We start from the raw sequence: 18215 nt of genomic DNA on the forward strand, positions 1-18215 counted from the left end.
AACAATGAAAAATCTTTTAAATTTGATTTTCGCTTGCATATTTGCAAGTTTTATCTTGTCTTGTAGCGAAGACATGTACACACTACCGGAAAACGAGAAGCTAACAGAAGTCAACACAACTCTTTCAAGAGCTTCTGAAAACCTTCAGCCTGTTACTAAAATCAGTGATATTCAAAACTGGACCGGCACAGGCAGCAATAGTTCTATACTTGCCATCCAATGGGTGAACGCAAAAGATATCACCAAGCCTCAAGATAATGAAATCCATTTTTTAGCATGGGGATATTACTGGGATAGTCCTACTCCAACAGGAATGGACATGGTTATGGCTATTGCTCAAAAAGATCCGCGTTTGTATGTGGTTGTCGGAGAACAATGGGGAGGTATCGTTATAAAAGGATTTGCTTATGACGGAGATAACGACGGCTTTATCAAAATTTGTAAAGGTTCAACAGTTGTTTTAACTGAAGAAAATTTCACAAATGGCATCTATTGGGAAGAAGGTCAAAGTTTTGATGGACTGACTCCTAGTGATCCGGATGATCTTTGGATGGGAGGCTGGATGGAAACCTATGCCACATACTGGTTAGGCGCAGAAGGTATCAACGTTCCAAGCCAATATACATACTCAACAGAACTAGTAGACCAACGCCAATTGAAAAAAAATTCTTGGGATGCTTGGACTTTCTCCACTATTAACTCCGCAGAAGTTAATGTAGATCCTAGACCAGATTTAATGAAAGCCGCACCCAATAATTAAAAAAGCAATAGCAGGATAATACACTTGTAAAACGACCGAAAATTTTATTTTTCGGTCGTTTCTTTTTTTGCACATATAATTTCTTAAAGTAAAATATAACACACTAATTACAAATACAGCAAGATACACTTTCCAAGAAAACTATTCTATTTGAAAACCGATTGTATAATCCGATTATTTTATCATACATTTATACTACTTCTATAGTTTCGGATTTATAAATAAGGTCTAAACTTAAAAAAACAAAAATACTTGACTTTTTAACATCATTCCTCTATCTTCGCGAAGAATAATGGAAGTGAGTGGTGTCCCTATTCGCGAATCGCGTTTCGGGATGAAAAGGGAATCAGGTGCAAATCCTGAACAGAATCCCCTGCTGTAAGTTTCACTGTACTTCCCGGGCATACTTTATCCACTGTCCCCGACACGAGGGACGGGAAGGAAGCCCCGGAGAAGGAAACGAGTCAGAAGACCTGCCACAAGCTAATATGTTTCATGTTCAATGGGAAAGGAGAACATAAACGCCAGTACCGCTTACAAGTCGATATTTGACGCCATCTTTTTCCTACAAACAGAAATGTTTGTATCCACGTGGGATACTTGGGTATGAATTAATTATTGCTTTTTTAATATATAAAATTAATTCAAAAAACAGTTATGAAGAAGTTGTATTTATTATTTATCGTGTGGGGATTAATGATCTCATTGTTTAGCGCATGTAGTGATGACAAGGAGCAAGAGCCCCCTTATATTCCTACCCTACCGGAAGTTTCCATCATTAACGTGAGCGGAATCACTACTTGCCTTCCGAAAGAAACCGTCGAATTGAAAGCAAGGTTGCTCGATCCCACGGACGTTGCCCTTCTTTGGACACTCGAAGGGGAACAAGTTTCCACCGACTCTGTTTATAAATTCACTCCCGAAGATTTCGGAGAATACCGAATCATCCTCACGGCGACCAATTCCGTGGGTTCCGATGCCGACACATTGACAATCAACGTATCTGACGGTCAATTCCGTTTCGCCAACATAAAAAACTGGACAGGGGAAGGTGAAAACCGCTCTGCTCTCGCAATTCAATGGATCACCGGTACCAATATGCTAGAACCCGCAGATGACGAAGTTTTCTTTCTCGCATGGGGATATCGCTGGGAAAAAGGGACAGAACCTCTAGGTATTGATATGTTGCGGGCGATCGCGAAAAAAGATCCCCGCCTTTATGTTGCTAAATCGGGCAGTTATATTATCGGTTTTGGCTATGATGGAAATAATGACGGAAAAATTGAAGTAAGTAACGGAAACTTGACAATCACTCAAGACAACTTTGTTGACGGCTTCTATGAACTTTCATCCCAAGACTTTGATAATTTGAAACCCGTTGATCCGGAAGATTATTGGTTAGGAGGGCTATACGAAGCTTATGCCAGTTATTGGCTAGGACAGGGCAACGTAGTTCCGGATGCCGAAGAATTCGACTATTCCAACCTTTTCGTGATCTATCGTCCTTTGGAAGACCTTTCTTGGGATGCATGGACTCTGTCCCCCATTGACTATGAGGAGATGAGGAACACTCTACCCATCCCCCGTCTATTGCAAGCGGCAGAACCCAACAAAAAATAGTCATAGACTATCATTCTGAAAAACCCGATTGCTAATCAAATTCAAGCAATCGGGTTTTATTTAAAAAAAAGCTTACTAGCGTACTACGTTGTTATTCACATTTGACTATAAATTTTCCAAATTCAAAAAGACAACAAAACACATCTATCCAAAAAGTTATCCAATTTTTATTATAATAAATTATAATTCAAAGCATTAACAACACATATATTTCAAGGAAATTATTTTATTTGAAAACCACTATTGAAATACAATTATTTTATCATACATTTGCCATGCATTCGGTTCACTCCGGTGACGAACAGGGAAGCAGGTGAAAATCCCGCACTATACCCGTAGCTGTAAGCTCTATTCAACGCTTGAATCAATGATCCACTGTCACGCTGTCGACGGGAAGGAGATTCAAAAGCGAGAGTAAGTCAGAAGACCTGCCGATTGCAAATAAATTGGAGCTTTCGGGTGAAAAGCGAAAAAGACAATTCTCTGCCATACACGATCTTTTCTCGTGTTTTCCCCGAAGTATTTTTTTAATTATTAAAATTTTAATCATGGAAACATCAACCACGTTCTCAAGAATCGTGAAACGCAACGGGGAAATTTGCGATTTCAAACCGGAAAAGATTGAACAAGCTATTTTTAAGGCAACGAGAGCCATCGGACAGCCCGATCGTAAAACGGCACGTGCCCTGTGTGACAAAGTCGTGCAAATTCTTGCCGCAAGCACACCGGAAAAGGAACTCCCGCACGTGGAACAGGTACAGGACACCGTGGAACTGGTGCTGTTCCAACACGGCGACCTGCAACTGATGAAAACGTACTTGCTTTACCGCAAGCAACACGAGCAAATCCGAAACTCGAAGACCTTACTGACAAATATAGAGGTAATGGATAATTACCTGTCATTGAGCGACTGGAGAGTAAAAGAGAGTGCTAATTCCTCGTACTCGCTGCAAGGATTGAATCAGCATATATCCACACAAATCACCTCCAATTACTGGCTAAGCCAACTCTACCCGGAACGGGTATCGGAAGCGCACAAAAGCGGGGCGTTGCATATCCACGACTTGGGATTCCTAAGCGTCTATTGCGTGGGATGGGACTTGAAGGATTTACTTACCGTCGGATTCCGGGGAGTGGAGGGGAAAGCGCAAAGCAGCCCGGCAAAGCACCTTCGCACGGCTCTCGGACAAATCGTGAATTTCTTCTATACCATGCAAGGCGAGGCCGCTGGGGCACAGGCTTTTTCTAACTTCGACACGTTCCTCGCCCCCTACATACGCTTTGACAAGTTGAACTACAAACAGGTGAAACAATGCTTGCAGGAATTCCTGTTCAACTTGAACGTACCCACCCGTGTAGGATTCCAGACACCGTTTACCAATATCACGATGGATCTCGTCGTACCCGATTTCTTGAAAAACGAACATATCGTGCACGGGGGTGAAATCAAAGAAGAGGTGTACGGGGATTTCCAAGCCGAAATGACGATACTTAACAAAGCGTTCGCCGAAGTGATGAGCGAAGGGGATGCTTCCGGCAGCCTGTTCTCGTTCCCCATCCCGACGTACAATATTACCCCGGACTTTGACTGGAATAACCCGGAGTACGAGGGCATCTGGGAAATGACAGCAAAATACGGTATTCCTTATTTCTCCAATTTCGTGAATTCGGACATGAAGCCGGATGACGTGCGCAGTATGTGTTGTCGCCTTCGTCTGGATAAACGGGAACTCATGAAACGGGGCGGCGGTTTGTTTGCAGCGAACCCGTTGACCGGATCGGTAGGTGTGGTCACGATCAACCTGCCCCGCTTGGGATATGAAGCCGCATCGGAAGAGAATTTCTTCCAACGCCTGCAACACTTGATGGAAATCAGCAAGGAAAGTCTGGAAATCAAGCGCAAAATTATTGAACGCTACACGGAAAAAGGGCTGTATCCTTATTCCAAATATTACCTGCGTTACGTGAAAGAGCGTTACGGGTGTTTCTGGAAAAACCATTTCTCGACGATCGGTATCAACGGCATGAACGAGTGTTGCATGAACTTCCTCGGGGTTCCTATTTCACACCCGGACGGGATGGGATTCGCGCAAAAAGTGATGCACTTTATGCGGGATATACTGGCACAATTCCAAGATGAAACCGGTAATATCTATAACCTTGAAGCCACTCCGGCGGAAAGTACCTCTTACCGATTCGCTTTGCTCGACACGGCCGAATATCCCGATATTATCGTTGCCAACCAAGAACAATTCAAACAGGGTGCCGATCCTTATTACACGAACTCCACGCATCTGCCCGTGAACTTCACGGACGACCTGTACGAGGCACTCGACCAACAGGACAAATTACAAACGCTGTACACGGGTGGAACTGTTTTCCACGTGTTTACCGGAGAACACCGCACGTCCGCACAAGCGGCTAAAAACATGATTCGTAAGGTAACGGCAAATTTCCGCCTGCCTTATATCACGCTCTCGCCCTCGTTCAGCATATGCCCCTCGCACGGGTACATCGCGGGAGAACATTTCAAATGTCCGCGTTGCGGGGCTTCCTCGGAAGTGTACAGCCGGATAGTAGGGTACATGCGTCCCGTGAGCCAATGGAACAACGGGAAACGAGCCGAGTTCGACGACCGGAAACTGTTTGACAAGAGCGTCCGGGAAAAAGAAAGCGTACTATGCGAATAGGAGGATTTGTCAAACAAAGCCTAATCGACTGGGAAGGCAAAGTATCCGCAGTGATATTCACGAAAGGTTGCAATTTTCGCTGCGGTTACTGCCACAATCCATCTCTTGTACTGCCGGAATTACTCCGGCAGACACAAGACTTAAAGGAAGAGGAGATATTCGGTTTTCTCGATAAACGATTAGGGTGGCTTGATGGGGTGGTGATATCCGGGGGTGAACCGACATTGCACGAAGACCTGCTCCCGTTTATCCAAAAAATAAAAGCTCTCGGGTTACCCGTGAAACTCGACACGAACGGGTCGAATCCGGAGCTTTTACAACAACTGATTGCAGGACGATGGATAGATGCCGTGGCAATGGATATCAAATCCTCCCTCTCGCTCCCCTGCTACCGAAAGGTAAATTACACGATGACAGCCTCGTTGCTGGAAAAGATACAAGAGTCCATCCGGATTATCAAAACCTCCGGACTGGAATACCAGTTCCGGACGACGGTTATCCCGCAAGTGCAAAGCCCCGAGGACATCCAAAACTTACAGGAAAAATTCTCAGGTACACACTATGTCATGCAGGAGTTCCGGGACGGGGATATTCTGGATAAATATATACACGAATAAACGAAATAATATTACTTTTACACACCCATTTTATATATCAAGATTATGCAGAAGTTCATTTTATTATCCATATTATTTATCACGGCAATCACCGGATACTCACAAAAACGTATCGTATCGCTTGCCGCCTCCATCACGCAAAACCTGTATCTTTTAGGAGCAAACGAGGACATCGTGGGCTGCACCCGTTTTTGCATCACGGAACCGGCAGATTCTATTCCCGTCGTAGCGGATGCCGTAAACGTGAACATGGAGAAGATCGTAGCTCTCCGTCCCGATATCGTTCTCACCGGAGGACTTACTCCGCCTAAAGTTCTGGAAGGACTCGAACGCATGGGTATAAAGACGCTACGACTGGAACAACCCAAAAACTTCGAGGAGATATGCGAGCAATTCATTATTCTGGGAGAATTATCAAATAAGAAGACAAAAGCGGAAAGCACCGTGCAGGAGTGCAAAACACGATTGGAAGAAGCCAAGAAAAACATTCCTTCCGACAGATATCCCAAGGTATTCATGGAGATCGGATGCGACCCGTTGTATACCGCCCTGCCCGGATCGTTCATGCACGACTATATCCAACAAACCGGTGGGATAAATATCGCCAAAGACCTCGACAATGCTATGATATCCAAAGAATTTGTTCTTCTCCAAAACCCGGATATCATTTTCATCGTCGGCATGGGCATCGTGGGCGAAAACGAGATTTCCAAATGGAAAGAGATCAATAGCCTCAATGCCGTGAAAAATGACAAGCTATTCCCGCTTGACGACTACATTTGCAGCCCCACGCCCATCACTTTCGTGGAGACGGTAGAAGAGTTGATCAAACTACTGTATTGATCAGGCAATTTGTATCCCGAGCTTACGGAAATTCTTCGGCTGACCGAAAAGCACGAACACGTCTTTTGTCGTGAACACAAGGTCGGCAGGAGGATTGTCCATGACCAGCGTTTTACCGGCCTTAGCATCGTAACGCTTTAACGCTACCAGCTTTAACCCGAACTCTTCCTCGAAATTGGCATCCTCTAACTTTCGTCCCACGAAAGTGGAATGTACTTCCCACTCGATAATTAAATGGTCGTCGTCCACCACGTAAGAATCAATTGTCGTACCCAACTCCACTTTCGTGGCAAAGAAATCGGCATATTCCCACTCGGGGTTTACGATTTCCGTGATTCCCATAGACGTTAAAATCACCTTGTGCACGGGAGAGATGGAACGGGCTACGATACGCTTCACCCCAAACTGCTTCAACAGCGCTATCACGAATAACGAGGTTCCAAAATCCTTACCGAATACCACGAACACTACATCCACGTCCAGCAACGGCAAGGTCTGCAACGCTTGGGCATTCTTCACGTCCAACGCTACAGTGTTCGTGATCGATTCCTTGTACAAATTGATCTTACTAATATCCGAATCGACGCCCAATACTTCATTCCCCCGCTTTGTCAACCGTTGTGACAGAGCAAGCCCGAAATTTCCCAGTCCAAATACAATACACTTCATAATAATTGAAAATTGAGAATTGAAAATTGAAAATGAAAAACATATTTTCCATTTCCGAGATTCAATTCGTTATTATATATCATTACCTTTTCCATTTATATTATCTGTCCAAATTATTATTCACGTCCTACTCTAATCATTTTCAATTTTCAACTTTCAATTTTCAATTATTAAAGTATTACCGTGTCGTCCGGATAAGTGTACAGTTTCACTTCCTGCCTGCGGATAAAGCAAGCCAGAAGGGTGAGCAAACCGACACGACCGACGAACATCGTGAGGCTGACGATCAGTTTGCCCGCAACACTCAGATGCGGAGTCAGATCCATGGTCAATCCTACCGTACCCAAGGCGGAAACGATCTCGAACACGGCTTGAGTTATCGTGGCTGTCGGTTCCAAGATGATAATAGCGAATGTACCCAGAATAATCCAAAGGATGGAAAGCACTATCACGGAATGTGCCCGATTCACGTTCTCCCGGGTCAGTTGACGATGCGCTACCACTACCCGATCGTTTCCCGTGAGATTCGCCCAAATATTCTTCAACGCGATCACGAATGTAGTTACTTTTATACCACCGCCCGTGGACATAGGAGCCGCACCAATCCACATCAACACGATAGTCAGAAAGATTGTCGTCGGGTGCAAAATGGATATATTCACGTTATTGAAACCCGCCGTACGGGGCGTCACCGCTCCCATGAACGAGGTCGCGAATTTACCCGTCAGGGACATTCCCTCCAAGGCATTGTGATTCTCGAATATCCAGAACAATCCCGTTCCCACGACCAGCAACACCAAGGTTGTCGGCAACACAATACGGGTTGTCGTACTCACGATACGGGGTTCATGAACCACCTTGTAATTCAGTCCCAACATACATTTTATCTGATTCCGGATTCCATAGTGCAGAAGACGCCCGTAATTAAACAAAATCGGGAACCCGATACCCCCGAAGATAATCAGAAACGCCAGAATAATCTGCAACCCGTACAGGTGGCGAATCAAGGGATCGTAGAGATTTCCCGGTAAAGTGGAGAACCCCGCGTTACAGAAAGCAGAGATCCCATGGAACAGGGAAAAAAAGATTTTATTCCCGACTCCCGCAACATCCTGTATCTGCAAATATACCAGATAGACACCTATTCCTTCTATAATAAACGTTGTCAAAACAATGTACACGACAGTCCTGAATATATCACTTAGGGAAGCCTCGTTCAGCAAGTTCTTCATCATCAATTGATCGTGAAAAGAGGTCCCGCTCAAAAACGACATGGCGAAAAAACTCGTGAAGGTCATTACCCCTATACCACCGACTTGAATCAGAAACAACAAAACGACCTGCCCCATTAACGTGAACGTTCCCCCGGTATCGACCACCGTCAATCCCGTCACGCACACGGCACTCGTCGAAGTGAAAAGCGCATCCGTGAAACTTATTCCCCCGTAGGTTGCGTTAGGCAACCTCAACAATACCGCTCCCAGCAATATAATAAACAGGAAACTCCCGGCAAAAAGAACTTCCGGCTTCACCCGGCTTCGTATCACGACAAATATCTGTTTAGAGAGCTGAATAATACTGAGCAGCAATACCACCCCGTAAGTCAATACACGCTCTATCTTGAATAACACGGGGCGTTCCGTTTCAAACCCCAGTGTATCGAAATGTTTGGATAACAAGGTTAAAGCGAACAAGAAGAACAGCACCAGCACTTCTACCCAAAAACCTTTTTCCGCTCGTAACAGTCTAAAATTAAACACGAACCGCAACAATCCAAGAGCCAGAAAAAGACGCATGATTTCCCGAAACACGTAATATATTTCGTGGGAATAAGTATCGGGCATCCTGAAACCGAACCGATAAATGACTAAAATAACAGCCAGAAATGAAGCAAGGAATAACAATACATTGCTTACCAGTTCCACCATTTTTTTGACAGACTTGTATATTTTCCTCGCTCTATATTGAAACTCCACTGAAAGCATAACATCTTTTTTTAGTTTTTAACGACAGCCCCCTGCACGAGGTTACAAAAAACGCAAAAAACTCATTTGCCCGGAGCATGTCAAAAGTCCCCGATACTAACCTGCTGGGCAAATGCGTAAAACCGCTTTTGCCCGGTCCATAAAGTCGAGCCTTCGGCTCTTAAGGTTCATAAAGTCCATAAGGTCACAGGCGTCCTTCGGACTGTGTTCATTGGCAGCAAAGCTGCCGTAGGCTAAGCGCCCGCAGGGTCTTATGGACTTTATGAACCTTATGGACTTTATAAACCTTTGACTAAAAGGGCGAAAGCGTTTTGCCGCATTTGCCCGATACTAACCTAGAAAGAACTTTCAAGTTTAACCAATATTTCGCATCTTTGCATTAGGAAGTTACGAAAAGAGTGTAATTTATTGGAAATGAGCATTGGGTAATCGCTCATAATAGTAATAGGTTACGAATTAGTTAGTTATCTACTGCATTATTCTTCTGTGCGTTGCGTAACCTTCAAAGAACTCTTCGTATGCAAAAGTAACAATAAAACGGGAGATTTAGAAATGAATCTCCTGATTTTTTCTTCTCACACAAGTTTTTCCGTAAAAGCGATTTTATCCGTCAGCACACCATCGCCCAAAAAGATTTTGAACGAACGTGTGCCGACTGCCGCATAAGCGGAGAAAAGGGCTTTGCCTCACGCCTAAACAATAGTTTAGACTGATGAGACAAGGCCCCTTTCTTTTGTGCTTATGCCAAAGAGGTGCTTTTACGGGGTTTTGACGATTTTTCTTTTTTCGTTGTCCTTTTGAGCCGGAAGCGGAAAGCCGTGTATGACCGCACATTCCATAAATGGAACAAGCCGTCACTCACGGCAGACAAACCGGGAAGAATGATTTTATCCATCCGACCAAACACGTTTGGCCAAACAGATAAAAACATACTTCCTTGCCGATGGTTTGCTCGGTTTCACGCTACCGGCTATGTTCTTTTCTGTTGGGGATGTCTTTTTCACGGATTTCTCTTTTGAAGTTTTCCTGTCTAATCTGCCTCCACTTCCGTTTACCTCCATTTTCGCGCCTTTCAGTGAGCCGCATCAGGCAGTCATTTTCGTGCTGGGTGCAAAGGTAACTCCGGGATTGTACGGGAAAGCAAGGTCAAGCCTCCTGTTTTCTGGAAAAATCTCCAGCCTTTCGGGTAGTATTTTTCCGAAAAACCTTGCATTCCCTAATCCCTACCTTTTTAAGCACCCGAAACGAAAACGACCGATGCGACAGAAAGACGCATTAAAAAAAATGTCGGATAAACGAGAAGCAGATAAGATAGTTTGAAACTCAACTCCCTCAGCTCTTGAATCCGCATTAAAAAACAAAAAATCAAAAACAAAACGGATATGAGAACGGCAATAGCAACAAAATTCGTGGCATGGGAAGTACCAAGTTTGGAGAACCTGCAAGGCAGCAAGGTGTACGGACTTCGCACCAAACTGAACAATGGTGAGAAATTGAGCCGAGAGGAAAAGGATTGGCTTACACGCAACGTGAACAGCAACACCTATTTCAAGAGCGCAGTACCCTTGCAAGGTTGGATGTTTGACTTTTCCGACATTCTCCGAACCTACATTGTAAAGCAGTATGGACATTGGGCGGAATACAAGGCTACCGACAAGACCGCACTCCGCAGTTTCCTATACGGCAGGATAGACAGCATCGTGGAACTTAACAAATGATACGGCTATGACAGCAACGGTAAATTTCAGACAAATGGCGCAATACATAGGGCTTGCGATATGCACCCTAATCATGCGCACCGCCTTTTGGGTGTCCGGCATCCTTTGGTACATCGTCAGAGAGATAATAAACGGAGTGTTCCGAGTGGCAATAGGGGTAATCGTGGCTATTCTTTCCGTTATCCTGTTCTTCGGCTTCATTCTTTGGTTATTCACCCTTTAATCCCTACCGACATGGCAAAGAGAAGAAGCAAGACAGTGGAGCAACAATGCAGATACTACGAGGTGGGCAACATCTTCGAGTACATGGTGGAAACATACCTCAACGGCAATATGTCCGTGTTCCGTGGACTCTACCACGAACTGAACAAGGACGCACGGAAGGACTTTATAGACTTCCTATTGAGCGAGGTTGAGCCGATTTATTGGAGGGAGATTTTGAAACATACTATTTGACAACTCATAAAAACGACAGCGATATGAAAGGAACAGACCATTTCAAGAGAACGATACAGATGTATTTGGAACAACGTGCGGAGGAAGACACGCTCTTTGCGAAGAACTACCGCAATCCAGCCAAGAACATTGACGATTGCGTAACCTACATTCTGAACTATGTGCAGAAAAGCGGTTGTAACGGCTTCACGGACGGAGAGATATACGGACAAGCAGTACACTACTATGACGAGAACGAGATTGAGGTGGGCAAGCCTATCCAATGCCAAGTGGCGGTGAACCACATTGTGGAACTCACGGCAGAGGAAAAAGCAGAAGCACGTCAGCAGGCAGTCCGCAGATACCAAGACGAGGAACTCCGCAAGTTGCAGAACCGCACCAAGCCGACAAAGGCGAAAACAGAAACCCAAGTTCAACCCTCATTATTTGATTTTGGCTTATGAAACCGAGAAACAAATTTGAAAAAGCAGTTCTTGCCCAAAGCAAGAAACTACGCCCGATAACCCCGATACAGATAAATTGGGCATTCCGTAATTGCGTGGAGCATTATGCACACCGCTTGCCGAAAGGTCGTACCACTTGTATGGATTGCGGTCATAGTTGGGTAATGACGGAGCAGACCGAGCATTGTACGTGTCCCGAATGTGGAGCAAGTTTGAAAGTCTGCCTCACCTATCAGCGCAAGGTAAGACAAAAGCAGTATTTCACAACCCTTACCACAAGCGGAGAATACCAAGTGCTACGAATGTTCTTGCTTGTCGTGGGTATGGAGAAAGGGGTTAATGCCAAGTCCTATGCCCTTGAAATCGGGCAGTATTGGTGGAATGAACAAGGGCGTAAGGCTGTTGTTGCCATTCCACGCACATTGGGATGCTACATCGACACGTTCTCATTCGCTTCTCCTTTTGCTATCCGCAATGACAATGAAGCGTACCGCCATATCTCATATTCCCCGATATATCCAAGATATAAGGTGTTGCCGACGCTCCGCAGAAACGGCTTTAACGGCAATTTCCACGACATTGTACCCACCAAACTAATACCGGCATTATTGTCGGACAGCCGTGCGGAAACGCTGTTGAAGGCAGGGCAATATCCCATGTTGCGCTACTATCTGTACCACTCTTTCAATATTGGAGAGTATTGGGCTTCAATCAAGATATGTATCCGCAACGGCTATACTATTGAGGACGGCTCAATGTGGCGTGACACCATAGACCTCCTGCGTCATTTCGGCAAGGACACAAACAGCCCGAAATACGTTTGCCCTGCCGACCTCAAAGTTGAACACGACAAGTTGGTGGCAAAGCGCAACCTGCAAAGGAAACATGAGCGGACTGAACAGCAACGCAGGAAAGCGATTGAGGACGAGAAACAATATCTGAAAGCTAAGGGCATATTCTTCGGACTTGCCTTTACCGACAGCCTTATTTGCGTCAAAGTCATAGAGAGCGTGGAAGAAATGGCAGAGGAAGGAAGGACGATGCACCATTGTGTGGGCGGTTACCACAAACGAAAAGACTCCCTTATCCTATCCGCCACCATTGACGGAAAACGAATTGAAACGATAGAGGTGTCACTAAAAACTTTTGAGGTGGTGCAGTGTCGTGGCGTATGCAACGAGAACTCCGAATACCACGACCGCATCATCGCCCTTGTGAACAAGAACGCCAACCTTATCCGCCAGCGGATGAAAGCGGCATAATATCGACATCTAACAACTAACATTATGGAAGTAAGATTTGAAAGCATGGTTTTCCTATGGGATGATAAAATCCCCACGATGTTCCTTGAATTTATGAACCTCCTCACTCTTTGTCAGAGTGAGGAGCAATTAAGGGCGAGCGTCAAGGACTTTGCCGAGAAACACGAACTTGACAAGTTCTTCCTTTACGGCTTCGGCTCTCATCATTTCTACCTGCACCAACGCTACACGAGCGACCCCGAAATGGTGATGCAACACAGAGTGCTGTCTGTACATTTCTAATCATCTAAATAACAACGACTATGGCAACAAAATGACAATTAACGGAGTAAGCACCTGCCAATCGGCAGGAACGGAGAACTACGAGAAATTCCAAACGGGTATCGACAGACGCAAACGCACCCTTGTGCAATACGACTACCGCCACACGGACGGGGAACTTTTCTCTTGTGTCAAACCCACATTAGACGAATGTCGAGCCGCACGGGACAAGTGGCTAACGGCAAAGGAAAGGAAGGAGGAGAAGCGATGAACGAAGCAGGCTACCAAACGCTGATAGTCAAATTCAGCGAACCCATTACGGCATTGGACGGCATCTTTGACGATGCCGAAGCGTGGGGAGTTGATACCCTAAAGGGGTGGATAGACAGCTATGAAAGCAGCCGTTTCACTGCCATTGACAGCCATACGGCAGTCATCACGAGCGAGTATAGCATGGAATGTCTGAAAGAGTGGCTGGAAAAATGCACACCCATAACCGAGAAAACAGAATTTTGAACATTGGGGCGGTGTCCGCACCGCCCGAACCATAAACCTAAAAGACAACGGATATGATAGCAAAGACAATTTTAGAGCAGATTGGCGGCAGACGCTTTGCCGCCATGACGGGAAGCAAAGACTTCACAGACATGGGCAACGGCTTGCGCATGAGCCTTGCGAGGAACAAGACCAGTGCCAACCGCCTTGACATCATCTATGACGGAGGGGCAGACCTATACAATATGCGTTTCTACCGCAAGACGTTCAGCAAAAAGACATTCGAGAGCAGGACGAAGGACATTGAAACGCACGAGGGGATATATTGCGATATGCTGGAGGAAATGTTCACGATGGTAACGGGACTTTACACCCGCTTTTGAGGGGTGGGCGGCAAAAGCCGCCTACTTTCTTTCATGAGCATGATGGCGGATAAGAAAGTAGGCAAAGAAACCTTTGTACCAATCTACGATAGTATTCACAAAAACAAGTTTTAATCATGGAAACAATCAGACAGAACGGAAAAACCATCTTGTACAGCAACGACGGCATAAGCATAAAGATGGTTTTCAAGAACCTTACGGGCAGGAATTTTCAAGGTCAGGAATATACAGACTATATCCGGCATATCGCAATCGGCAGCATGGGATTTTCACCCGGTATCATAGAGCATTGCAGGGACGGTGAGGTTGCAGGCAAAGGGACAATCCCGAATGTATGAAAACTGAAACTCCGATGAAGTTGGCGGCTTCATCGGAGTTTCTTTCGTCAGACACTTATTCTTTATGGTACATACAGCAGCGCAAACTCAGCCTTCCTTCGTTTGAGCAGCATGGCGTGGCGTTTCCCCTTATAGTTACAGAAAGCGATATACTCCCGGTAGATGTTCCTGTCACCCGCCTCCAGCTTTCGGATTAGCGTGCTTTTGGGTATCTTCCCACTCCCCAAAAGACGGTACGGACCGACATTGTAGGCGAGCGTGGCAAGCAGAAGCGAATCCTTCCCGAACTGCTGGAACATCGCGCAGAACTTCCGCAGGTCTTTTCGCAGAAGCGCGTCCGCCTGCCGCTTCGTCATGGTGCGTGCCGAATACCTTTCCCCCGGCTGCAACCGATGTCCATATCCTACATACGGGTGATGTTTTTCCGAATGCCAGCCCTCAAAATACTTCGTGCATCGCACCGCCCTCTCAAATGGTGGCAGCCGGTAGATAGCCGCCTGCCCGTCCGTTCCCTCATGGCGTCTGTTCCGTGCGGACACGGAACAGACCGCCAGAAGCGAACAGAGGATAGCCATGAATACACGCATCATCGTGTAAAGGGCTTGAAGTTCCCGATGGGGACAACAGTGATAACCCCGTCATCCTTCACGTTTCGGTTGTTGAAGTCAAATTCCAACTCATAGGAGTTGCCGAAATTGTCCTCCACTACCACGATGAAGTTGTGCGCCTCGTCACCTTGCGCCGTGTAGTACAGCCGGAACTTCTCGTTTTCGAGCAGGTAGCGGTCATTGGGCAGGAAAGTGATGCCGTTGTCCATTTTCAGTGTGCCCTCACCCTCGAACTGGAAATACCGGATGGTATAGAGGGTATTGGCGAAATCGCCCGTTTTCTTCAGCTCACAGCGGATTTCCACCGTCTGCCCCTTTGTGACCTTGTTCGGCACGGGCATGGTTTCCACCGTGAAGGGATAGGATTGCTGGATGTCCATATCGTCGTCGCACGATACGAATGTGAATGACACTGCGGCGAACAGGCAGAGTGCCAACGCCTTGAAGATTGATGTTCTCTTGTTCTTGTTGTTCAGTATGTTCATTATTCTTTGATTTTTAGATTGTTGTTCTTTTGTTGTTTTCTTGATACTTGTTGCAGGTACTCGTTCAAGTCCTTGCAGCCTTGATAGATGCCGGAACGGTCTGTCACCTTTCCTCCGTAGCGTGTCCGCAGGGCTTCCATTGCCCTGCGTCCGGCTTCGTCTCGGTCGAGGTAACAGTCGATGCGCTCGTACCCGTCCAGATGTTTCAAAGCCTTTTCCACGTTGGCGACGGAGTTCAGCACAAGGCAGTCACCCGTTGCCAAACCGAGCGTGACGGCGGACAGGAAGTCCATAAAGCCCTCGAACACGCTGCACACGTCCGCCGGGATGTCCCCCGCCTTGACCAGCGACACGTCCTTTGGTGGTACGCAACCCTTGAAACGGCGGCTTCGGGTTTCATAGCCGCCCGACACGTTCGGAAAGCCGACGGCAAAGTACCGCTTACCACGCACGCCGTAGTTCAGGCGGCAGCAGTGGCGGGATGCAACGGCATAAGGGATGCCTCTTTCCTTCAAATACTCCGTCAGCGGAGAGCGGAGCAGCGGGACGGCTTCCACTCCCTCAAAGGCAGGTTCGGACGGTTCCGGCAGGTACAACGGCTTTTCTGCTGCGGCAAGCGGCATACGGGCGGTTTCCGCTATGAATCTCGCCTGCGCCATGAAATCCCCGCTTCGGGTAAACTCCCCGACAAGCGTGAAGATGTCGCCGCCCTTGCCCAAGCCGAAGTCGTACCAGAGCTGTTTCGCCACGTTCACACGGAAGGAGGGCGTGCGTTCACTGCGGTATGGCGCACGATACCACAGCTCGTTTCCGCTCCTTCGGACAGGCTCATGTCCCAGCCGTGCGAGAAAGTCCGCAATGGGTATCTGCCTCATATTCTCAATGTCCGTCCGTTCCATGCGACGTGTCAGTTGATGATTATCTTGACGCCCGCCCCGAACTGCGTATGGAACTTCCGTGTGTCGCCACCCCACAGCAGGCGCTCCCGGAGGTTGGCGAGCAGGGCGATACGGTCAGCCACGTAAAACTCCACATCGAGCGTCAGCGCACCGCCGTAGATGAAGGCGTCCCGGTCATGGAGCGTGGAGCCGTCATGCAGCACTTTCTCGCCCCAATTCACCGACTCATATCCGGCGAGAGCCGAAGCCCCCGCATAGACGAACACTATTTTACGGGCGTCGGAGAGTATCTTGAAATAATAACCGCCCTCCGCCGTGAACTGCGCCACAGGTATGGCGGTATCCTTGTACGGGTTGTTCTTCAAGAGGTATTCGCCACCGAACACCCACTTGTTACCGTTCTTCGTGTAGGTGGAGAGAGCCGCCCCGAAACTGTAACCGCCATTGTTGCCACTTAAACGCATACCGTCCACAAGGTTAGCTCTCAATTCGATGCCCTGCATCTTCGGCAGGCATCGCTGGGCGTGCGCCTGCCCCGTGAACAGGGCAAGCGACACGATGATTATTGCGATGTACTTTCTCATGGTCAGCGCACTTGAAGTTCGTTGATGGTATTGGCACGTACCAAGTCCTCGTTTTCAATCACGAAAGACTGGTGACGCCCCCCGTTCTTCTCGTTGAGTTCCACCACGAGGCATTTGTCGTCGGGAATGGTGAACTTCGCCATCGTGAATACCGTGCGCTCGCTCTTCTTGCCCGGCACGAGTGTGGCGTAATTCTGCGCACGGAGCGGCAGGATAATCTGCTCCTGCACGGCGGTACGCTTCGCCACCTTCTTGTCCACGATTTTCCATGTGATGTAGTCCACATCGAAAGGCACGTTGCTCTGGTTCTTTATCTCCGTGTGGAAATAGAGTAACCCATTATGCGTGTAGATACCTTTCAGCAGGTACTGGATGCCGAATCGCTTGCAGCCGATGTGCTTCACCTCACGCTTGTTCTGCTTGTGGATGGACTTCATGATAAGGCGCACCAGCATCGGGCTTTCGCTGCCCAGTTCCTTCAGGTAGATTTCCTGCGCGTTGTTCGGGCGGTTCACCTTCTCGCCGTCATGGATGAAGTCGCACATCTCCACGTTGAGAAGCAGCGGTTCGGAGGCGTACTTCACGTTAAAAGTATAGAAACTCCCGTCCTCCGTGATTACCGACATATTGGTTTCGTTCGGGAAGTTACGCACGGTAGCTTTCACGCGGATGACGTTCTCCGCTCCGTCGGCTTTACCCGCAATCAGGTCGGGCGAGCCTAAATCGACGTAGCGCACCTCCGAGGGGAAAATGACGTGGACGGTCTTGTCGTAGGTCACTTCCAATCCGTGCGGGGGAACCATGCGGTCGAAGGTCAGCTTCTTTGTCAGCCCGTGATACAGATCGCCGTCCGCCTCCTTCTGCGGATAGACCTCCTTTGTCAAGGTCGGTTGTTGGCTTTGCCTTCCTCCTCCTTGCGAGGCATAGTCAAGCGAGCTTGTCTCTGCTCTCGCTTCGTTCGTCGGTTCACTTCCGTTGTTCTCTCCAACGGTTACGTTCTCCTGCGCGTTGGCAGTTATGATGCCCATAGCGAGGGCAAACATGATGATTACTTTTTTCATTCTACTTTGGATTTTAGTGGTAAATAAAAATTTGGTTG

At 47.1% G+C, this 18215-nt stretch carries 24 protein-coding genes and 2 riboswitches; of the genes, 16 read left to right on the forward strand and 8 right to left on the reverse strand.

Annotated elements, in window-relative coordinates; genetic code table 11:
• The first annotated feature begins 4 nt into the window (after positions 1-4).
• The 5 genes from H8S64_RS00730 to H8S64_RS00750 all read left to right on the forward strand — a co-directional run bounded on the left by H8S64_RS00730 (position 5) and on the right by H8S64_RS00750 (position 6530).
• A complete protein-coding gene (locus H8S64_RS00730) occupies positions 5-760 on the forward strand; it encodes a hypothetical protein (protein WP_186974590.1) in 756 nt (251 codons plus the stop codon).
• 286 nt (positions 761-1046) lie between these two features.
• Positions 1047-1255: riboswitch (cobalamin riboswitch) on the forward strand.
• 162 nt (positions 1256-1417) lie between these two features.
• Positions 1418-2380, forward strand: coding sequence for a PKD domain-containing protein (locus H8S64_RS00735; protein WP_186974591.1), 963 nt, complete (start codon positions 1418-1420; stop codon positions 2378-2380).
• 265 nt (positions 2381-2645) lie between these two features.
• A riboswitch (cobalamin riboswitch) is annotated at positions 2646-2830 on the forward strand.
• 98 nt (positions 2831-2928) lie between these two features.
• On the forward strand, positions 2929-5070 hold the full coding sequence (locus H8S64_RS00740) for a ribonucleoside triphosphate reductase (protein ID WP_186974592.1): 2142 nt from the start codon (positions 2929-2931) through the stop codon (positions 5068-5070).
• The gene (locus H8S64_RS00745; RefSeq protein WP_186974593.1) at positions 5061-5687 is read left to right on the forward strand and encodes an anaerobic ribonucleoside-triphosphate reductase activating protein; all 627 of its coding nucleotides are present in this window, start codon (positions 5061-5063) and stop codon (positions 5685-5687) included. The genes H8S64_RS00740 and H8S64_RS00745 overlap by 10 nt, the downstream gene beginning before the upstream one ends.
• Before the next feature lie 45 nt (positions 5688-5732).
• Entirely contained in the window at positions 5733-6530 is a 798-nt protein-coding gene (locus H8S64_RS00750) for an ABC transporter substrate-binding protein (protein WP_186974594.1), read from the forward strand.
• On the opposite strand, the gene H8S64_RS00755 is transcribed toward H8S64_RS00750, so the two are convergent.
• The 3 genes from H8S64_RS00755 to H8S64_RS00765 form a co-directional block, all read right to left on the reverse strand.
• Positions 6531-7199, reverse strand: coding sequence for a potassium channel family protein (locus H8S64_RS00755; RefSeq protein ID WP_186974595.1), 669 nt, complete (start codon positions 7197-7199; stop codon positions 6531-6533).
• Between the two features lie 170 nt (positions 7200-7369).
• On the reverse strand, positions 7370-9184 hold the full coding sequence (locus tag H8S64_RS00760; protein ID WP_186974596.1) for a TrkH family potassium uptake protein: 1815 nt from the start codon (positions 9182-9184) through the stop codon (positions 7370-7372).
• A gap of 739 nt (positions 9185-9923) precedes the next feature.
• The gene (locus H8S64_RS00765) at positions 9924-10079 is read right to left on the reverse strand and encodes a hypothetical protein (RefSeq protein ID WP_004314171.1); all 156 of its coding nucleotides are present in this window, start codon (positions 10077-10079) and stop codon (positions 9924-9926) included.
• Positions 10080-10093: 14 nt separating this feature from the next.
• Between H8S64_RS00765 and H8S64_RS00770 the strand changes: the two genes are divergently transcribed.
• From H8S64_RS00770 to H8S64_RS00820, 11 genes are all read left to right on the forward strand, one after another.
• The gene (locus tag H8S64_RS00770) at positions 10094-10504 is read left to right on the forward strand and encodes a hypothetical protein (protein ID WP_032588465.1); all 411 of its coding nucleotides are present in this window, start codon (positions 10094-10096) and stop codon (positions 10502-10504) included.
• 62 nt (positions 10505-10566) lie between these two features.
• Entirely contained in the window at positions 10567-10902 is a 336-nt protein-coding gene (locus H8S64_RS00775) for a hypothetical protein (protein ID WP_004310306.1), read from the forward strand.
• Between the two features lie 7 nt (positions 10903-10909).
• Positions 10910-11125, forward strand: a complete 216-nt coding sequence (locus H8S64_RS00780; protein ID WP_005643957.1) for a hypothetical protein — start codon at positions 10910-10912, stop codon at positions 11123-11125.
• Positions 11126-11136: 11 nt separating this feature from the next.
• Positions 11137-11358: a hypothetical protein gene (locus tag H8S64_RS00785; protein ID WP_008019901.1), complete on the forward strand. Its 222-nt coding sequence runs from the start codon at positions 11137-11139 to the stop codon at positions 11356-11358.
• A gap of 23 nt (positions 11359-11381) precedes the next feature.
• Positions 11382-11801 carry a PcfK-like family protein gene (locus H8S64_RS00790; RefSeq protein WP_004310304.1) on the forward strand — a complete coding sequence of 140 codons (420 nt, stop codon included), beginning with the start codon at positions 11382-11384 and terminating at the stop codon, positions 11799-11801.
• Positions 11798-13063: a PcfJ domain-containing protein gene (locus tag H8S64_RS00795; protein ID WP_004310303.1), complete on the forward strand. Its 1266-nt coding sequence runs from the start codon at positions 11798-11800 to the stop codon at positions 13061-13063. The genes H8S64_RS00790 and H8S64_RS00795 overlap by 4 nt, the downstream gene beginning before the upstream one ends.
• 24 nt (positions 13064-13087) lie before the next feature.
• Positions 13088-13345 carry a DUF8466 domain-containing protein gene (locus H8S64_RS00800; protein WP_005827305.1) on the forward strand — a complete coding sequence of 86 codons (258 nt, stop codon included), beginning with the start codon at positions 13088-13090 and terminating at the stop codon, positions 13343-13345.
• A gap of 31 nt (positions 13346-13376) precedes the next feature.
• The gene (locus H8S64_RS00805) at positions 13377-13595 is read left to right on the forward strand and encodes a DUF3873 domain-containing protein (RefSeq protein WP_008770680.1); all 219 of its coding nucleotides are present in this window, start codon (positions 13377-13379) and stop codon (positions 13593-13595) included.
• The gene (locus tag H8S64_RS00810) at positions 13535-13840 is read left to right on the forward strand and encodes a DUF6956 domain-containing protein (protein ID WP_004310302.1); all 306 of its coding nucleotides are present in this window, start codon (positions 13535-13537) and stop codon (positions 13838-13840) included. The genes H8S64_RS00805 and H8S64_RS00810 overlap by 61 nt, the downstream gene beginning before the upstream one ends.
• Before the next feature lie 53 nt (positions 13841-13893).
• Complete coding sequence (locus tag H8S64_RS00815) at positions 13894-14202, forward strand: hypothetical protein (protein ID WP_004310301.1); 309 nt, start codon at positions 13894-13896, stop codon at positions 14200-14202.
• A 116-nt stretch (positions 14203-14318) separates the two neighbouring features.
• Positions 14319-14540, forward strand: coding sequence for a DUF7688 family protein (locus H8S64_RS00820; RefSeq protein WP_004310300.1), 222 nt, complete (start codon positions 14319-14321; stop codon positions 14538-14540).
• A gap of 62 nt (positions 14541-14602) precedes the next feature.
• Here the strand turns inward: H8S64_RS00820 and H8S64_RS00825 are convergent, their stop codons facing one another.
• Genes H8S64_RS00825 through traN form a run of 5 tightly spaced genes read right to left on the reverse strand, consistent with a single transcriptional unit; the run spans position 14603 to position 18177 of the window.
• Positions 14603-15130, reverse strand: coding sequence for a glycoside hydrolase family protein (locus tag H8S64_RS00825; RefSeq protein WP_005827312.1), 528 nt, complete (start codon positions 15128-15130; stop codon positions 14603-14605).
• Positions 15127-15633: a DUF3872 domain-containing protein gene (locus tag H8S64_RS00830; protein WP_032595742.1), complete on the reverse strand. Its 507-nt coding sequence runs from the start codon at positions 15631-15633 to the stop codon at positions 15127-15129. The genes H8S64_RS00825 and H8S64_RS00830 overlap by 4 nt, the downstream gene beginning before the upstream one ends.
• Positions 15633-16532, reverse strand: coding sequence for a DUF8464 domain-containing protein (locus H8S64_RS00835; protein ID WP_004310298.1), 900 nt, complete (start codon positions 16530-16532; stop codon positions 15633-15635). Before H8S64_RS00835 ends, H8S64_RS00830 begins: the two co-directional genes overlap by 1 nt.
• 8 nt (positions 16533-16540) lie before the next feature.
• A complete protein-coding gene (locus tag H8S64_RS00840) occupies positions 16541-17116 on the reverse strand; it encodes a conjugal transfer protein TraO (protein ID WP_032588474.1) in 576 nt (191 codons plus the stop codon).
• 2 nt (positions 17117-17118) lie between these two features.
• On the reverse strand, positions 17119-18177 hold the full coding sequence (traN, locus tag H8S64_RS00845; RefSeq protein WP_032588475.1) for a conjugative transposon protein TraN: 1059 nt from the start codon (positions 18175-18177) through the stop codon (positions 17119-17121).
• Positions 18178-18215: the final 38 nt, after the last annotated feature.

It is taken from the genome of Butyricimonas hominis (assembly GCF_014287455.1).
Classification (GTDB): Bacteria; Bacteroidota; Bacteroidia; order Bacteroidales; family Marinifilaceae; genus Butyricimonas; species Butyricimonas muris.

Coding starts and splice junctions, on each gene's coding strand:
- H8S64_RS00730 (WP_186974590.1), top strand. CDS start 5: ATGAAAAATCTTTTAAATTTGATTTTCGCTTGCATATTTGCAAGTTTT.
- H8S64_RS00735 (WP_186974591.1), top strand. CDS start 1,418: ATGAAGAAGTTGTATTTATTATTTATCGTGTGGGGATTAATGATCTCA.
- H8S64_RS00740 (WP_186974592.1), top strand. CDS start 2,929: ATGGAAACATCAACCACGTTCTCAAGAATCGTGAAACGCAACGGGGAA.
- H8S64_RS00745 (WP_186974593.1), top strand. CDS start 5,061: ATGCGAATAGGAGGATTTGTCAAACAAAGCCTAATCGACTGGGAAGGC.
- H8S64_RS00750 (WP_186974594.1), top strand. CDS start 5,733: ATGCAGAAGTTCATTTTATTATCCATATTATTTATCACGGCAATCACC.
- H8S64_RS00755 (WP_186974595.1), bottom strand. CDS start 7,199: ATGAAGTGTATTGTATTTGGACTGGGAAATTTCGGGCTTGCTCTGTCA.
- H8S64_RS00760 (WP_186974596.1), bottom strand. CDS start 9,184: ATGCTTTCAGTGGAGTTTCAATATAGAGCGAGGAAAATATACAAGTCT.
- H8S64_RS00765 (WP_004314171.1), bottom strand. CDS start 10,079: ATGGATAAAATCATTCTTCCCGGTTTGTCTGCCGTGAGTGACGGCTTG.
- H8S64_RS00775 (WP_004310306.1), top strand. CDS start 10,567: ATGAGAACGGCAATAGCAACAAAATTCGTGGCATGGGAAGTACCAAGT.
- H8S64_RS00780 (WP_005643957.1), top strand. CDS start 10,910: ATGACAGCAACGGTAAATTTCAGACAAATGGCGCAATACATAGGGCTT.
- H8S64_RS00785 (WP_008019901.1), top strand. CDS start 11,137: ATGGCAAAGAGAAGAAGCAAGACAGTGGAGCAACAATGCAGATACTAC.
- H8S64_RS00790 (WP_004310304.1), top strand. CDS start 11,382: ATGAAAGGAACAGACCATTTCAAGAGAACGATACAGATGTATTTGGAA.
- H8S64_RS00795 (WP_004310303.1), top strand. CDS start 11,798: ATGAAACCGAGAAACAAATTTGAAAAAGCAGTTCTTGCCCAAAGCAAG.
- H8S64_RS00800 (WP_005827305.1), top strand. CDS start 13,088: ATGGAAGTAAGATTTGAAAGCATGGTTTTCCTATGGGATGATAAAATC.
- H8S64_RS00805 (WP_008770680.1), top strand. CDS start 13,377: ATGACAATTAACGGAGTAAGCACCTGCCAATCGGCAGGAACGGAGAAC.
- H8S64_RS00810 (WP_004310302.1), top strand. CDS start 13,535: ATGTCGAGCCGCACGGGACAAGTGGCTAACGGCAAAGGAAAGGAAGGA.
- H8S64_RS00815 (WP_004310301.1), top strand. CDS start 13,894: ATGATAGCAAAGACAATTTTAGAGCAGATTGGCGGCAGACGCTTTGCC.
- H8S64_RS00820 (WP_004310300.1), top strand. CDS start 14,319: ATGGAAACAATCAGACAGAACGGAAAAACCATCTTGTACAGCAACGAC.
- H8S64_RS00825 (WP_005827312.1), bottom strand. CDS start 15,130: ATGATGCGTGTATTCATGGCTATCCTCTGTTCGCTTCTGGCGGTCTGT.
- H8S64_RS00830 (WP_032595742.1), bottom strand. CDS start 15,633: ATGAACATACTGAACAACAAGAACAAGAGAACATCAATCTTCAAGGCG.
- H8S64_RS00835 (WP_004310298.1), bottom strand. CDS start 16,532: ATGGAACGGACGGACATTGAGAATATGAGGCAGATACCCATTGCGGAC.
- H8S64_RS00840 (WP_032588474.1), bottom strand. CDS start 17,116: ATGAGAAAGTACATCGCAATAATCATCGTGTCGCTTGCCCTGTTCACG.
- traN (WP_032588475.1), bottom strand. CDS start 18,177: ATGAAAAAAGTAATCATCATGTTTGCCCTCGCTATGGGCATCATAACT.